General features: G+C 37.8%; 17 protein-coding genes. 12 read left to right on the top strand and 5 right to left on the bottom strand.

Features of this window, described 5'->3' with window-relative positions; translation table 11 throughout:
- The first annotated feature begins 11 nt into the window (after positions 1-11).
- The 3 genes from purD (at position 12) to IGL48_RS07640 (ending at position 2,471) form a co-directional block, all read left to right on the top strand.
- Positions 12-1,259, top strand: coding sequence for a phosphoribosylamine--glycine ligase (purD, locus tag IGL48_RS07650; protein ID WP_048949336.1), 1,248 nt, complete (start codon positions 12-14; stop codon positions 1,257-1,259).
- A gap of 127 nt (positions 1,260-1,386) precedes the next feature.
- Positions 1,387-1,716, top strand: coding sequence for a DUF1648 domain-containing protein (locus tag IGL48_RS07645; RefSeq protein WP_002357280.1), 330 nt, complete (start codon positions 1,387-1,389; stop codon positions 1,714-1,716).
- Between the two features lie 20 nt (positions 1,717-1,736).
- Complete coding sequence (locus tag IGL48_RS07640) at positions 1,737-2,471, top strand: TIM44-like domain-containing protein (RefSeq protein ID WP_002357281.1); 735 nt, start codon at positions 1,737-1,739, stop codon at positions 2,469-2,471.
- Positions 2,472-2,510: 39 nt separating this feature from the next.
- Here IGL48_RS07640 and IGL48_RS07635 read toward each other — a convergent pair whose 3' ends face one another.
- The 4 genes from IGL48_RS07635 to IGL48_RS07620 all read right to left on the bottom strand — a co-directional run bounded on the left by IGL48_RS07635 (position 2,511) and on the right by IGL48_RS07620 (position 4,911).
- Entirely contained in the window at positions 2,511-3,032 is a 522-nt protein-coding gene (locus tag IGL48_RS07635; RefSeq protein WP_002385866.1) for a QueT transporter family protein, read from the bottom strand.
- 145 nt (positions 3,033-3,177) lie between these two features.
- The gene (locus IGL48_RS07630) at positions 3,178-3,963 is read right to left on the bottom strand and encodes a 3-oxoacyl-ACP reductase (RefSeq protein WP_002385867.1); all 786 of its coding nucleotides are present in this window, start codon (positions 3,961-3,963) and stop codon (positions 3,178-3,180) included.
- Positions 3,964-4,025: 62 nt separating this feature from the next.
- The gene (locus IGL48_RS07625; protein WP_002357284.1) at positions 4,026-4,259 is read right to left on the bottom strand and encodes a DUF2829 domain-containing protein; all 234 of its coding nucleotides are present in this window, start codon (positions 4,257-4,259) and stop codon (positions 4,026-4,028) included.
- Complete coding sequence (locus IGL48_RS07620; RefSeq protein WP_002357285.1) at positions 4,249-4,911, bottom strand: YigZ family protein; 663 nt, start codon at positions 4,909-4,911, stop codon at positions 4,249-4,251. The genes IGL48_RS07625 and IGL48_RS07620 overlap by 11 nt, the downstream gene beginning before the upstream one ends.
- Before the next feature lie 141 nt (positions 4,912-5,052).
- Here IGL48_RS07620 and IGL48_RS07615 point away from each other — a divergent pair, with 141 nt between their 5' ends.
- Positions 5,053-5,340, top strand: a complete 288-nt coding sequence (locus IGL48_RS07615; RefSeq protein ID WP_002357286.1) for a DUF7662 domain-containing protein — start codon at positions 5,053-5,055, stop codon at positions 5,338-5,340.
- Between the two features lie 120 nt (positions 5,341-5,460).
- Entirely contained in the window at positions 5,461-5,796 is a 336-nt protein-coding gene (locus tag IGL48_RS07610) for a PTS sugar transporter subunit IIB (protein WP_002364074.1), read from the top strand.
- 334 nt (positions 5,797-6,130) lie between these two features.
- Here the strand turns inward: IGL48_RS07610 and IGL48_RS07605 are convergent, their stop codons facing one another.
- Positions 6,131-6,847 (bottom strand): AAA family ATPase, encoded by a 717-nt coding sequence (locus tag IGL48_RS07605; RefSeq protein WP_010710290.1) that lies wholly within the window; start codon positions 6,845-6,847, stop codon positions 6,131-6,133.
- Positions 6,848-7,119: 272 nt separating this feature from the next.
- On the opposite strand from IGL48_RS07605, the gene IGL48_RS07600 reads away from it, so the two are divergent.
- The 7 genes from IGL48_RS07600 (at position 7,120) to ftsX (ending at position 15,442) form a co-directional block, all read left to right on the top strand.
- Positions 7,120-8,436 (top strand): DEAD/DEAH box helicase, encoded by a 1,317-nt coding sequence (locus tag IGL48_RS07600; protein ID WP_025187285.1) that lies wholly within the window; start codon positions 7,120-7,122, stop codon positions 8,434-8,436.
- Positions 8,426-9,112 carry a ComF family protein gene (locus IGL48_RS07595; protein ID WP_010824706.1) on the top strand — a complete coding sequence of 229 codons (687 nt, stop codon included), beginning with the start codon at positions 8,426-8,428 and terminating at the stop codon, positions 9,110-9,112. Before IGL48_RS07600 ends, IGL48_RS07595 begins: the two co-directional genes overlap by 11 nt.
- A 138-nt stretch (positions 9,113-9,250) precedes the next feature.
- Positions 9,251-9,802, top strand: a complete 552-nt coding sequence (gene hpf, locus IGL48_RS07590; protein ID WP_002357293.1) for a ribosome hibernation-promoting factor, HPF/YfiA family — start codon at positions 9,251-9,253, stop codon at positions 9,800-9,802.
- Between the two features lie 255 nt (positions 9,803-10,057).
- Positions 10,058-12,595: a preprotein translocase subunit SecA gene (secA, locus tag IGL48_RS07585; protein WP_002381826.1), complete on the top strand. Its 2,538-nt coding sequence runs from the start codon at positions 10,058-10,060 to the stop codon at positions 12,593-12,595.
- Between the two features lie 76 nt (positions 12,596-12,671).
- A protein-coding gene (gene prfB / locus IGL48_RS07580; RefSeq protein WP_111997025.1) for a peptide chain release factor 2 occupies positions 12,672-13,773 on the top strand; the annotation gives its coding sequence in 2 pieces (ribosomal slippage) (positions 12,672-12,743 and positions 12,745-13,773; 1,101 coding nt in all).
- A gap of 105 nt (positions 13,774-13,878) precedes the next feature.
- Positions 13,879-14,565, top strand: a complete 687-nt coding sequence (ftsE, locus tag IGL48_RS07575; RefSeq protein WP_002361935.1) for a cell division ATP-binding protein FtsE — start codon at positions 13,879-13,881, stop codon at positions 14,563-14,565.
- On the top strand, positions 14,558-15,442 hold the full coding sequence (gene ftsX / locus IGL48_RS07570) for a permease-like cell division protein FtsX (protein WP_002360154.1): 885 nt from the start codon (positions 14,558-14,560) through the stop codon (positions 15,440-15,442). The genes ftsE and ftsX overlap by 8 nt, the downstream gene beginning before the upstream one ends.
- The last annotated feature ends 170 nt before the right edge of the window (positions 15,443-15,612 follow it).

The following is a 15,612-nucleotide window of genomic DNA, read 5'->3' as shown; positions in this document are numbered from 1 at the left end:
AGGAGAAACCGATGAATATATTAGTGATTGGGCGTGGTGGTCGTGAACATGCAATCGCCAAAAAATTACAGCAAGAAGACAAAGTCAAGACTGTTTATTGTGCACCAGGTAATCCTGGTATGAGTGGTGATAATATTCGGACTGTACCTATCGGTGAAGAGCAGCAAACGGAACTAATTCAATTTTCGAAGGATAATCAGATTGATTGGACATTCGTCGGACCGGAAACGCCATTAATTGAAGGGATTGTAGATGCCTTTCAAGCAGCGGGATTACTGATTTTTGGCCCGACAAAAGCAGCTGCAATAATTGAAGGTTCAAAAAGTTTTGCGAAAGATTTTATGCAAAAATACCAGATTCCAACGGCGGAATATCGGGTCTTTCGACGTTTGGCACCTGCCTTAGAATATATTGAACAGCAAGGAGTACCAATTGTTATTAAGGCGGATGGTTTGGCAGCTGGAAAAGGGGTAGTAGTTGCCGAAACAAAAACAGCCGCAAAACGGGCGCTAGTTGCGATGATGGAGGATCAACAATTTGGAGTAAGCGGTCAAACGGTTGTAATCGAAGAATTTTTGCAAGGAGAAGAATTTTCCTTAATGGCTTTTGTTTCTAATGAGAAGGTATATCCGATGGTGATTGCTCAAGATCATAAGCGGATTTTCGATGGGGATGCTGGTCCGAATACAGGGGGGATGGGTGCTTACACACCAGTGCCTCAGATCCCAGAAGAAGCGGTTCAGCAAGCCATTAGCCAAGTCCTGAAACCGACTGCTAAAGGAATGGTGGCTGAAAAACGTCCGTTTCAAGGGATTTTATATGCTGGTTTAATCCAAACAGCAACTGGCCCCAAGGTTATTGAATTTAATGCTCGATTTGGGGATCCAGAAACACAAGTTGTGTTGGCACGTTTAGAGAGTCCCCTTTCAGAAATAATTTCTTCATTGCTGGTGAAAGAGCAACCAACGATTGCATGGAATGAGTTAGCGAGTGTTGGTGTTGTTGTAGCAGCAGAAGGCTATCCTAATCAATACAAGACAAATCTACCATTGCCAGAAATGTCTGGTGAAACCATCTATTATGCAGGGGTAACTCGTTCAGAACAGGCTCTGGTTTCGGCTGGCGGACGAATCTTTTTAGCAGAAGCAACTGCTTCGACTCTTGAAGAAGCCCGCAAAAAAGTTTATCAAACATTGGATAATTACTCATTTCCTGGAATGTACTATCGAAAAGATATAGGTGTGAAAGGCTTGATTTAAGGTTTTTAAAAACAGAGGCAAGGACATTTAATCGAATGTTTCCTTGTCTTTTTTTTATTGCAAATTCAGATAGGGAGGCATAAACTGAAAGTATATCTATCATTAAATAGAGGAGAAAACTAAGATAATGAGAAACAAGCAGATTGAAAAAGTTAGTCAACGGTTGTTTATTGTTACAAGTGTCTTGGCAGTCAGTTTACTGTTATTAAGTGTGGTGGTTTATCCTGATTTACCAGCTCATGTGCCCATTCATGTGAATTTTTTGGGCGAGGGTAATTCGTTTGGCCCAAGATCTAGTATATTTATGTGGCCAGCGGTCCTGTTTGGCTTGAGTATTTATCAACGAAGTTATCAATCAGTACAACCATATGGCAGATGGCTGAAGGTATTATTAATCATTGTTAATCTTGGCGCTTTGTTTAGTATTCTGCGTCTATTTATTCATTTGTTGGTTTGAAGGGGTCGAAAGGTGAGAAAATGAGAAAGTTAATTTTAGTTTTTGTGGGTTGTGCCATGGCCTTTTGTTTATGGCCTAATCAAGCGGCGGCTGTAGCTGGTGGCTATGGCGGCGGACGTGTAGAAAGTCCAAGCGGAGGTAATCCCTCGAATGGTTTTTCGCCAAGCGGTGATGGATCAAGAAGTTATGTTCATCATAACGAGACCGGGAACAGCAACACAACGCCACTGGAAGGCTTAATTTCAACAGTGTTTTTTGTTCTTTTTGGGGGCGCGATGATTTGGCAAAGACGCCGTAGAAATCAACCAGTCGATGAAGACGCTTTTCAAGAAATGTGGGCAGCATTACCTGGAACATCAAAAGAAAAAAAGGCACTCTTAAAAGAAATACAACAAACGTTTTTAGAAATACAACAAGCGTGGGATCAAGAAAATTTGTCTGTAGTCAAAGATAACTATACAGAAAAACTTTATCAAAAACATCTTGCAGTATTACAAGAAAATCAACAAGCGGGCATCAGAAATCATGTAAAAAAAGTGAAAGTAGCGCCAGCTTCGAATTATCATCATATTAGTGAAACCAGTTTTTCACTGATGCTTCATTTTTCTTGTATTGACTACGAGGAAGATACTCAAAGCGGTCGTGTTTTATCGGGATACAAGCATCAAAAACAATATTTTTCACAACTTTGGTATTTTGATTACAATCCATCTCTTGGAAAATGGCAAGGAGACTTCATTCAACCTAAAGGATAGTGCTAAAAAGCGCTTGGGGTTTAAATCCCAAGCGCTTTTTTATTCTTCGATGCGTTTTACAAGCTGTATTTTTTTATTTAATACGTAAATCAGGATGCCGCCGACTGTCATTGAAAGAAGTTCACCAAGTCCAACGGTCAACCATGTGTACCAAAAAGGTAACTGATAAAAGAACGTTAAGGGTCCGGCAACAGTGAACATGGACAAAGCAAAAAGAATGGCCGTCAGCATTAGTTTAATCAATAAATTTTGCTGATTTTTTGTCGCAAAATAGGCAATCCATAAGACTGCGCACGTTCCAGCGCTACCGATGACTATATCGATGATACCAAGAGGCGAAGCGGTGTTGGCAATCGCAACCCCTAACGTAATGGACCAGATATATCGCTTGTTAAAAACGCCTAAATAATTAAATAATTCGGCAAGACGAAGCTGTATCGGACCAAAACTAAGCGGAGCGAGAAGTACAGTGACAACGACATACAAAGCGGTAACCAGCGCCATTTTAGCCAACGCCGTAGCTGACCACGTACTGGTTTGTGGATTTGATGAATGATTCATTTAAGATTCTCCTTTATAAAACAACGACGTGTTTTAGTGATAACCATAACCAAAGGAAGGGCAGCAAAGCCAACTGAAGTGTTATGGTGTGAGTTGCCTCACTGTGTTACATGTTACTGAAGAACAGACACTCTGTAAAGTCTTTTTATTTCATGGTCCAACCACCATCAATGGTCATAACTGTGCCATGGATATAATCAGCGTCATCACTAGCTAGAAATAATGAAAGTTTTGCCACCTCTTGTGGCTGTGCCCAACGGCCCGCAGGTGTTTCACTTGCTACCCAAGTAGCCATTTCACCTTCTCCTGCAAAATCAGCTGCGTTCATGGGTGTTTGGATGGCACCTGGCGCAATCGCATTTGCTCGAATGCCTAATTTGGCATAATCGTAGGAAAGTTGTTTTGTATACCCGATGATTGCGTGTTTGGAGGCAGTGTACGCTGCGCCGCCGCCCCCAGCTACTAAGCCAGCGATAGATGCCATATTAACGATTACTCCTTTTTTTTGTTGGAGGAAATAAGGTAATATGGCATTGGTCACTAAAAAGACACTTTTTAAATTGGTTGCTAAAATTTGATCCCATAAAGCTTCCGAAGTTTCTAGAGAAGGACGATAATCATCTAAAATACCTGCCGTATTTAATAAAATATCAATTTGGCCGTTGTCTTTCACAATTTGTTTCATCGTGGCTTGCACAAATGAGGGAGAAGACACATCACCGACAAAATAAGTAAATGGCTTAGTAGAATCTAGGTTAACCAGTGCGGCTGTCTGCTTTAACCCCGTTTCGTCTAGGTCGATGCCAATAACTTCAGCACCTTGCTCAGCAAAGGCAATTGCTTGTGCTTGGCCAATCCCTGAAGCTGCACCGGTTACAAGCACCCGTTTTGTTTCAAATTCTTTTGGCATAAGAAAAACTCCTTTAAACATTTAAAAATTAAGGTCTGGAAGAACGAGCAATCGCCGTAATCTGCCAGACCTTATGTGTGTAGTTATGCTTCAACAATCACCCAATCTTCTGCTAAGACATCACAAGGTGTTGGTGAAAACATGCTGTAGCCTTCATCAGAAGTTTTGATTAAAAAATACGGGGTAACTTGTAAAAATTCACCTTCGGAGGTGCCAATTTCATCACGTAATTCAATAAAAAGTTCAAAACCGCTCCAGCCTTTACGTACGGCTTTTTTTCCTGCTTTAATCTGTGGCAATACTTCTTCAAATGTCATTTGCTTGTGCTCCTTTTTCGTTAAATGGTAGTTCGTGATAGCTCGTTGCGCCTTTTTCAATTGTCAACTGACCGTTAAGTAAATCCGTCATTTCAGCTATAAATGTTTCTGTTGCTTGTTCATCTACTAAACAAATTAACTGAATAGACTCTGTGTAAATAGTTTCTTTAAGCGTGTAGGGACTATGTTCTAAAAAGGCCTGGGCTTTTCCTAATAAAGGATAGGCGATCGTAATCAATAGCTCTTGTTGCAATTTGCCAATGACTAAACCAATTTCATCTAAAGTGTGGGAAAGAGCATGACTATATGCTCGGATTAAACCACCAGTGCCTAATTTTATTCCGCCAAAATAACGAGTGACAACAGCCACTACGTTGATTAACTCTTTTTTCTTTAAGACTTCCAGCATTGGAACACCAGCAGTGCCACTAGGTTCGCCGTCATCGCTGCTCCGCTGAATGTCATTTTTTTCGCCGATCACAAAAGCACTACAATTATGATTGGCTTTCCAATGTTCTTTTTTTATTGCGGCGATAAAGGCTTTTGCTTCTTCTTCTGATGTTACGCGCTTTACAGAACAGATAAATCGCGATTTCTTGATTTCAATCTCGCTGAAACCATCTTGTTTGACTGTAATATAGCTTTCTAACATATGGGTATCCTTTTCTCTCGTAATAAAGTCAGTATAAAAAAGAATCAACTGAATAGCAACTTTTTCTCTCATCTTTTTTATGAGATTTTTGGAAAAAAACGTTATAATAAGGTATGATAGAGAAAAGGGAGGCGCTGGAAAATGGTACATACACGACAGAAAAAATATGATACAATTACTCATTATTTGAAAACGAATGGCGGTTCCCAAGTTACCTTGACCTTTACCCAGTTTGATGAATTGTTATTCCCTCATTCTGGTTTACCAAAAACTGCTAAGACAGATGTCGATTGGTGGGCAAACGATTATAAGCATCCAGAAAAGGGCGCTTATGGTTGGTTGAATGCGAGTTACCAAGTAGTTCAAGTGAATTTGGAAAAAGAATATGTGGTATTTAATAAATTACTGAAATCAGCATGGTACGTTTAAACCAAGATTGTATCCGCTTTAAAAAACAAGAATGATTGACAAAAATTAACTTTACACTATAATATTTTTAATAGATAATGTTGAAAATTGAAAAAGGCAATGGTAAAAGGGGCTGTTAAAATGTCAAAAAAAACAATTATGTTAGTTTGCTCCGCAGGAATGAGTACTAGTTTACTTGTTACAAAAATGCAAAAAGCAGCATTTAATCAAGGCTTAGATGCCCATATATTTGCGGCTTCTGCATCGGAAGCAGACACAAATTTAGAAAATAATCCAGTCGATGTGTTATTGTTAGGTCCACAAGTTCGTTATATGAAGAGTGATTTTGAAAAGCGTCTATCACCAAAAGGTATCCCAACAGATGTCATTAGCATGTCTGATTACGGCTTAATGAACGGGGAAAAAGTGTTGGAACAAGCCTTGGATTTGTTAGCACAAGCAGATAAAAAAGAGTAAAAACAAGTTGTTTTTTCGAGAATCTTCGAAAAAGCAACTTGTCTTTTTTTATGACTTTAGTTAATTAGAATTGAGCTGAAGCAGTCATTCTGGTTTATCAGTTCCATAAATTATAGAGCCGAAATTAGTCCTGTGAGCTAGAGAAAGACAACTGTCTTTAATTTTTTACTTTAATCTAGATACTAAAAAAACATACTTAACAATCTATTTTGTGAATAATGAACACCTTTTTCTGTAGTCTAAAAGTAGTAAAAAGTAGTAATTCAAAGAATGATTAACAATATTTTTATATACGAGTCATTATAGTATGGCATAAGCAATTCGAATAACAGACTTATTCAGCAAATAAATGAGAGAGAATTCTGTTTTTGTTGTTTAAAAATAATGAGGTTATTTCATAAGGCATACTTTCTTCATACGTGATTTCTAAAGGACTATCTTTATCAAAAGAAATAATTTGTGAGTCAGGCATTGCAAGTAATATAGGTGAATGAGAGACAATAATAAACTGAGACCCCTCATCAATTAGTTTTTTTATAGATATCATTAAGGCTAGTTGGCGTTGAGGTGAGAGAGCCGCTTCAGGCTCATCTAACAGGTACAGACCATTTCCTCTAAACCGATGGTTCACCAGATTCAAAAAACTTTCGCCGTGTGATTGATGATGTAGGGATTTATCGCCATATTCAGAAAAATCTAAGTCTATATTTTCTGCATATGTAGCGACATTGTAGAAACTTTCAGCTCTTAAAAAGAAGCCATCCGTAGCACGCTTTACACTTTTTCCAACAGTTAAATAATTATGTAAATCCAAGTGAGTATCGTTTGTAGAGAAATTAAAATTAATACTACCGCCTTCAGGATTAAATCCCCAATTGACTGCGATTGCTTCTAATAAAGTGGATTTTCCAGTTCCATTTTCACCTGAAAAAAAAGTAATAGGTTTTTTAAAATTTAGTGAATTAAATTTATTCAGCCCTTCAATTTTTGAAAAAACAGAATCTTCTTCAAAAGCTTTGAGTTCTAGTCTTTTTAAAAAAATATTTTCCATGATAAAGCTTGCTCCTTTCTAGTCTTTTCAAATTAAAGCTTGAATTACTAGATATACTTTAACATTAATTTTTCTTTAAAGGTAGATAAATTTGTTTATAAAAAAGCTGCATATAGGTAAGTCGAAAGTAGAAGATTCGTGTAAACAATAAAGCGTATCAAGAGTTTGTTTAGTAGGTAACGACTAGATAAGAATAGAAAGATAACGGTGGGAGATCTCCTTTTTCGCAAAAAAGCTAGAGAAATGCGTATTTTATAATTGAGGTGGTTAACATGGAAGATTTGCATGGACGTAAAATAATTCTTGAAGAAACAGAACCTTCAATACAGACAAAACTGGTTTATTTACCAACAATGTTAGAGCGTTCACCCCTAACAATTCAATGTCAGCGGTGCGGGGAAGTCGTATCCAAAAAAGAAAACAGACTGGCGACAAATGTATACTACTGTCATGCGTGCATTCAATTAGGCCGTGTGACTTCTTGTCAAAAATTTTGTCATTTACCAGAAAGGCCCAATAGCCCAAGAACTGTCTTTTTTGAGTGGTCTGGACAATTAACAAAGGGACAGCAAGCGATCTCGGTTGAACTTTGTGAGACAGCAAAAGCAAGAGAGAATCGCTTAGTGTGGGCAGTTACAGGTGCAGGCAAAACAGAAATGTTATTTGCTGTTTTGCACCAAACCTTACAAGAAGGGGGGCGGATTGCGCTGGCTTCGCCGCGTGTCGATGTTTGCTTAGAACTGTTTCCCAGAATCCAAGCGGTTTTTCCTCATGAAGCAATTGCTTTACTTCATGGAAACAGTCAAGAACCGTATCGTTATACGAAACTAGTGATTTGCACCACCCATCAATTATTGAAATTCCATCAAGCATTTGATTTACTTATCGTTGATGAAGTCGACTCTTTTCCTTTTGTTAATAACGAGCATCTTTATTATGGAGTGCGTAACGCACGAAAAAAAAGAAGTAGTTTGGTGTACTTAACAGCAACCCCTACGAAAGAATTACGGAAGCTTTTACAGCAAAAGAAGTTAGCGGCCAGTATTTTGCCAGCAAGATATCATCGTAGGCCATTACCTGTGCCACGCCGATTTTGGGTTCAGTCGTGGCAACGTATTTCTAGCAAAAATATTAAAATCATTGCACATCATTTGAAACGTTTATTGGTGCGTAATTCAGTTTTATTATTTTGCCCAAGCATTCCATTAATTCACCAATTGCATCCATTAATAGCTGAGCGATTTTCCGACAAAGAAGTTGTCGCCGTTTATGGTAGTGATGAACTTCGCCTAGAAAAAGTTCAAGCAATGCGTCAGCAGAAAACGGATATTTTGATCACTACAACCATTTTAGAACGTGGTGTGACTTTTGATGCAGTCTCAGTTATTGTTTATGGTGCCAATCATCGAGTCTTCACTTCTTCAACACTTGTCCAAATTGCGGGCCGAGTCGATCGAAGACAAGAATTCAATTACGGCGAAGTTTTATTTTTACATGATGGGGAAACAAGAGACATGAAAGAGGCAATTCGGCAAATAAAGCAAATGAATCGCTTGGCTAGCAAACGAGGGATGTTAGATGGATTGTAAAAATTGCGCAAGCCCCATTCGTTTGGAGATAACATTAAAAATGCTCTTACGTTTTAAAAAATGGGCGAGGCCTTCACTTTGCCAGCACTGCCAAGCAAAGTTCCAGAAACTGCCAATGATAGGCACTTGTTTTGGCTGTAGTCGCGTCAGCCAAGAGCGCTATTGTTTTGATTGTCAAAGGTGGCAGCTGCTTTATCCAGAGTATTCTTTTCATAATGCAGCGTTGTTTCATTATGATGAAGGAATGCAAGAGTGGATGGAACGCTATAAATTTCAAGGAGACTACCGCTTAAGAACGTGTTTTAATGAGGAAATCAACTTTTACTTTCAGCAACAATCTGTGGACTATATTATTCCGATACCCTTATCCGAAAAACGAATGCAAAAACGAGGCTTCAACCAAGTAATTGGCTTACTAGAAGCGGCTGATGTTCCGTACAGCCCTTTTTTAATTAGAAAAGAGGAAAATGTTCCGCAATCTAAGAAAACTAGAAAGGAAAGGATGCGGTTGCAACAACCATTTGCCATCCAAAAAGAAAACCAAAAAAAATTAAAAAATTGTTCTGTTATTTTGGTGGATGACATCTATACCACTGGACGAACTCTTTTCCACGCAGCTGCTGTTATCAATGACTGTTATCCTAAAAGTTTGAATACGTTTACTCTCGCGCGGTAAAAAGAAAATAATTCATAAATTTGATGACTATTTTGTTGGCAAAACCCAGATTATTCGATATAATGAAATTAAGAAGAAGGGAATTAAAGAGTGGTCCTTTAATCTTTTCTTTACTGGTAGATGAAAGGGGTAATTGTTATGTTTAGATATAATGTACGTGGAGAAAATATCGAGGTAACCGAAGCGATTCGAGACTATGTTGAGAAAAAAGTCGGTAAATTAGAAAGATATTTCAGCGATTCACCTGAAGCAACGGTTCACGTGAATTTGAAAGTGTACACTGAAAAAACAGCCAAAGTCGAGGTTACTATTCCTCTTCCTTATCTAGTTTTACGAGCTGAAGAAACGTCACCTGATTTATACGCAAGTATTGATTTGGTTGTCGATAAATTAGAACGACAAATTCGTAAATTTAAAACAAAAATCAACAGAAAATCTCGTGAAACAGGACGTAACAATACAAAAGCCGCTGTCTTCTTAGTTGGTGAAGAAACAGAAGAAACACCTTCAGAATTAGACATCGTTCGTACAAAACGTCTATCATTAAAACCGATGGACAGTGAAGAAGCTGTTTTACAAATGAACATGTTAGGACACAACTTCTTCATTTTTGAAGATGCTGAAACAAATGGAACAAGCATTGTTTACCGTCGTAAAGATGGCAAATATGGCTTGATTGAAACAGACTAAAGCTTAAAATAAGAGCTGAAATGCCTTCGTGCATTTCAGCTCTTTAAACATCTTTAAAGCACAGAGTAAAGAAAAAATAAAGAAATACATAAAATAACTTTAAAAGTTCCTCTTTTAAAGGAAAATGTCTGTAAAATAGAGAGAAATGGTTTTCTTTCTCGTCAAGTAATGATAAAATAAAACGGATAGATTGTGCTTCTTGTACAAAAAGGATACAAAAATAAAAAGAGGTAATTGAAAGGAACACAGATACCAATGGCAAATTTTTTGAAAAAAATGATTGAAAACGATAAAAAAGAATTAAGACGATTAGAAAAAATCGCCGATAAAATTGATGCACATGCAAGTGCAATGGAACAACTAAGCGATGAACAATTACGTGAAAAAACAGATGAATTTAAAGCCCGTTATCAAAAAGGGGAAACCTTAGACGAACTATTACCAGAAGCGTTTGCGGTTGTCCGTGAAGCTGCTAAACGAGTACTAGGTTTATTCCCATACCGTGTCCAATTAATGGGTGGGATTGTGCTTCATGACGGGAACATTCCTGAAATGAGAACAGGTGAAGGGAAAACCTTGACTGCCACAATGCCTGTATACTTGAATGCACTATCTGGCGAAGGAGTACACGTTGTTACAGTTAATGAATACTTAGCAACCCGTGACTCTAACGAAATGGGAGAATTATATAATTTCTTAGGCTTAAGCGTTGGTTTAAACATTAACTCTAAATCTTCTGATGAAAAACGTGAAGCGTATAACTGTGATATCACTTATAGTACAAATAACGAATTAGGATTTGACTATTTGCGTGATAACATGGTTGTTTATCGCAGCCAAATGGTTCAACGTCCATTAAACTATGCAATTGTCGATGAAGTGGATTCAATCTTAATTGATGAAGCAAGAACCCCATTAATTATTTCTGGACAAGCTGAAAAATCGACAGCACTCTATACGCGTGCCGATAATTTTGTCAAACGCTTAAAAGAAGACGAAGATTACAAAATTGATATTCAGTCTAAAACAATTGGCTTAACAGAAGCAGGGATTGAAAAAGCGGAACAAACTTTCGGATTGGATAACCTTTACGATATTGAAAATACAGCATTAACGCACCATTTAGATCAAGCGTTACGGGCAAACTATATCATGTTACTAGACATTGATTACGTGGTTCAAGACAATAAAGTCTTAATTGTTGACCAATTTACTGGTCGTATCATGGATGGTCGTCGTTATTCTGATGGCTTGCATCAAGCGATTGAAGCAAAAGAAGGCGTCGAAATTGAAGATGAAACAAAAACAATGGCGACGATTACGTTCCAAAACTACTTCCGGATGTACAAAAAACTAGCCGGGATGACTGGTACTGCTAAAACAGAAGAAGAAGAATTCCGTGAAATTTACAATATTCAAGTCATTCAAATTCCAACCAATCGTCCAATTATCCGTGACGATCGTCCAGATTTACTTTATCCAACCTTAGAAAGTAAATTTAATGCAGTGGTGGAAGATATTAAAGAACGTTACCACAAAGGACAACCAGTGTTGGTGGGGACTGTTGCGGTAGAAACGTCAGAATTACTTTCTGATAAATTAAACGCAGCTAAAATTCCTCATGAAGTATTAAATGCGAAAAATCACTTTAAAGAAGCTGAAATCATTATGAATGCCGGTCAAAAAGGCGCAGTTACAATTGCAACAAATATGGCTGGTCGTGGAACGGATATTAAACTTGGTTTAGGTGTACTTGAACTAGGTGGTCTAGCAGTTATCGGGACAGAACGTCATGAGTCACGTCGTATTGATAATCAGTTGCGTGGACGTGCAGGACGTCAAGGGGATCCAGGGGTTTCACAATTTTATTTATCTTTAGAAGATGACTTAATGAAACGCTTTGGTTCAGAACGAATTAAAACATTCTTAGAACGAATGAATGTGCAAGAAGAAGATGCAGTTATTCAAAGTAAAATGTTTACTCGCCAAGTAGAATCTGCTCAAAAACGTGTGGAAGGAAATAACTATGATACACGTAAAAATGTCTTACAATACGATGACGTGATGCGCGAGCAACGTGAAGTTATTTATGCGCAACGACAAGAAGTGATTATGGAAGAAAATGACTTGTCTGATGTATTGATGGGCATGGTAAAACGGACGATTGGCCGAGTGGTGGATAGCCATACACAATTAGAAAAAGAAGAATGGAATTTAGATGGGATTGTCGATTTTGCAGCCTCAACACTTGTCCATGAAGATACGATTTCTAAAAAAGATTTAGAAAATAAATCAGCTGAAGAAATCAAAGACTACTTAGTGGCACGTGCGCAAGAAGTATTTGAAGAAAAATCTCAACAATTGAATGGCCAAGAACAATTGCTAGAATTTGAAAAAGTAGTCATCTTGCGTGTTGTCGATACTAAATGGACAGATCACATTGATGCAATGGATCAATTACGCCAATCTGTCGGCTTACGTGCGTACGGTCAAAACAACCCATTAGTAGAATATCAAACAGAAGGTTATTCTATGTATAACAATATGGTGGGTTCAATCGAATATGAAGTAACACGTTTATTCATGAAATCGGAAATTCGCCAAAATGTCCAACGTGAGCAAGTAGCTCAAGGACAAGCGGAACATCCAGAAACAGAACAAGATGCAGCTGCACAAAGCAACACAAGTGCGAAGCGTCAACCTGTGCGTGTAGATAAAAAAGTGGGCCGTAATGATTTATGCCCATGCGGAAGTGGCAAAAAATTCAAAAATTGTCATGGAAGAAACGCTTAATTAAAGAAAAAACGCAGGGTGGGGCAATTTGTCCCGCCTTTGCTCTTTTTACAATAAAGAGAAAGAAGGAATCATTTTGGAAAACCCAGAAATTCGTACATTATTAGACGAAATGACACAAAAAATTACTAGCTTCAGGAGGTCTCTTTGACTTAGACCAGTTAGAAGAAGACATTGCCGAGGCGGAAAATCGGATGGGAGAACCTGGTTTTTGGGACAACACAGAAACGGCTCAAAAGCTAATTAACGAAACCAATAGTTTGAAAGAAAAATATCAACAATTTCATCAGCTCTCTGAGGAACTTGACGAATTAACGGTTATGTTTGAATTACAACAAGAAGAATATGATGCAGAGATTCAAGAAGAATTGGAAGAAAGAATTCATCTCTTGCAAGAACGTTTAACAACGTATGAGCTATCCTTACTACTAAATGAGCCATATGATCATAATAACGCCCTAATTGAATTACACCCTGGTGCCGGTGGTACTGAGTCACAAGACTGGGGAAGTATGCTTTTACGAATGTATACACGTTGGGCAGAAAGTCACGGTTTCCAAGTTGAAACGTTGGATTACCAAGCTGGAGATGAAGCAGGGATTAAAAGTGTCACCTTATTAATCAAAGGTTACAATGCTTATGGCTACCTAAAATCTGAAAAAGGTGTCCATCGTCTTGTACGGATTTCGCCCTTTGATTCCGCTAAACGCCGTCATACTTCGTTTTGTTCAGTTGATGTAATGCCTGAATTAGACGATACAATAGAAATTGCGATCAATCCAGATGACTTAAAAATTGATACCTATCGAGCAAGTGGTGCTGGTGGTCAGCATATTAATAAAACAGAATCGGCTGTTCGAATCACACATATTCCAACAGGTACCGTTGTCGCAAGCCAAGCACAGCGTTCTCAATTAAAAAACCGTGAGCAAGCAATGAGTATGTTAAAAGCCAAATTATATCAATTGGAAATGGAAAAGAAAGCCCAAGAAGCAGCAAGTTTACGTGGTGAACAAATGGAAATTGGCTGGGGCTCACAAATCCGTTCTTACGTGTTCCATCCGTATTCAATGGTCAAAGACCATCGGACAAATTACGAAACCGGTAATGTACAAGCTGTGATGGATGGAGACCTTGATGGTTTCATTGATGCCTACTTAAAACAGCGCTTAAGTTAAGCTCTTCATTAAATTGAAATAAAAATGTAACTTAATGCAAGAAGTTTGCAATATTCACATGTTATAATAAGTAGGATTGAAGAAAAAAGAGATGGAGAGAACGCCATGATTGAAATGAAAGATGTAATGAAGAAATATTCGAATGGTACAACAGCGATTCGGAATATTTCAGTAGAGATTGACCAAGGCGAGTTCGTCTATGTGGTTGGTCCCTCAGGTGCAGGGAAATCAACCTTTATTAGATTAATGTATCGTGAAGAAAAAGCAACAAAAGGTAATTTGACAGTTGCAGGTCATGATTTAATGAAAATAAAAAATAAAGAAGTTCCTTATTTACGTCGTGAAATCGGCATCGTTTTCCAAGACTATAAACTATTACCAAAGAAAACTGTGTATGAGAATGTGGCCTATGCGATGCAAGTTATCGGACGACGTCCTCGCGAAATCAAAAAACGCGTGATGGAAGTTTTAGATTTAGTCGGTCTAAAACATAAGGTACGTGTTTTTCCAAGCGAACTTTCTGGTGGGGAACAGCAACGGGTATCCATTGCACGAGCAATTGTAAATACACCGAAAGTTTTAATTGCCGATGAACCAACTGGGAACTTAGATCCAGAGAATTCATGGGAAATCATGAAATTGTTGGACCGGATTAACGCACAAGGAACAACAGTCGTGATGGCAACGCATAATAGTACAATTGTAAATACGATTCGTCACCGTGTTATTGCCATTGAAAATGGTCGCATTATCCGTGACCAAGTGGAAGGAGAATACGGCTACGATGATTAGAACATTCTTTTCTCATTTATTTGAAAGTATCAAAAGTTTAAAACGGAACGGTTGGATGACTGTTGCCTCAGCAAGTGCGGTTACAATTACATTAGTTTTAGTTGGTATTTTTATGGGCGTTATTTTTAATGCAACGAAACTTGCTGATGATGTCGAAAAAAACGTGACAGTGTCTGTTTTTGTCGATATTGGTACAAAACAAAATGAAATGAAAACATTAGAAAAACAACTTAAAGGATTAGACAATGTTGAAGATATTTCTTATTCAAACAAAGATCAACAATTGAAAAAAATCCAAGAACAAATGGGGGATGCCTGGAATCTTTTCGAAGGCGACAGTAACCCATTATACGATGTGTATTATGTCCGTGCGAAAACACCAGAAGACACGAAAGATATTGCGAAACAAGCAGCTAAATTCCCAAGTGTTTTTAAAGCCGATTACGGTGGTGTAAACTCAGACAAAATCTTTAAAATCGCTCAAACCGTTCGAACTTGGGGCTTAGCAGCTGCTGCATTACTTTTATTCGTTGCAGTGTTCTTAATTTCCAACACCATTCGGATTACGATTTTATCTCGTCAAAAAGAAATCCAAATTATGCGTCTTGTAGGAGCGAAAAACAGTTTCATTCGTTGGCCGTTTTTCTTAGAAGGTGCTTGGATTGGGTTGATTGGCGCAATCGTGCCAGTCATTATTATGACGTTAGGCTACCATCAAGTTTATAACATGTTTAACCCGCAGTTATTGCGTTCGAATTATTCATTAATTCGTCCAGAAGATTTTATCTGGAAAGTCAATCTATTAATGATTGCAACAGGAATGATTATTGGATCACTAGGTTCAGTTATTTCAATGCGTCGTTTCTTGAAAATTTAAACGAAAAAAAGCTCTCCATTTTGGAGAGCTTTTTTTGTTTTAGTTTTAAAATACTTGTTATTTAATTTAAGAGTTTTCTCAGTTGTACCAACAAATTGATAACTTATAATTTTCAAGTCCTACATATAATGGTAAAATAGAATAGATTGAAATTAATTGGAGGAATAATG

This window comes from Enterococcus sp. DIV1090 (genome assembly GCF_050537975.1).
Lineage (GTDB): Bacteria > Bacillota > Bacilli > Lactobacillales > Enterococcaceae > Enterococcus > Enterococcus faecalis.
Note: the sequence above shows the minus strand (reverse complement) of the source record. Positions and strands in the feature narration are given on the sequence as shown.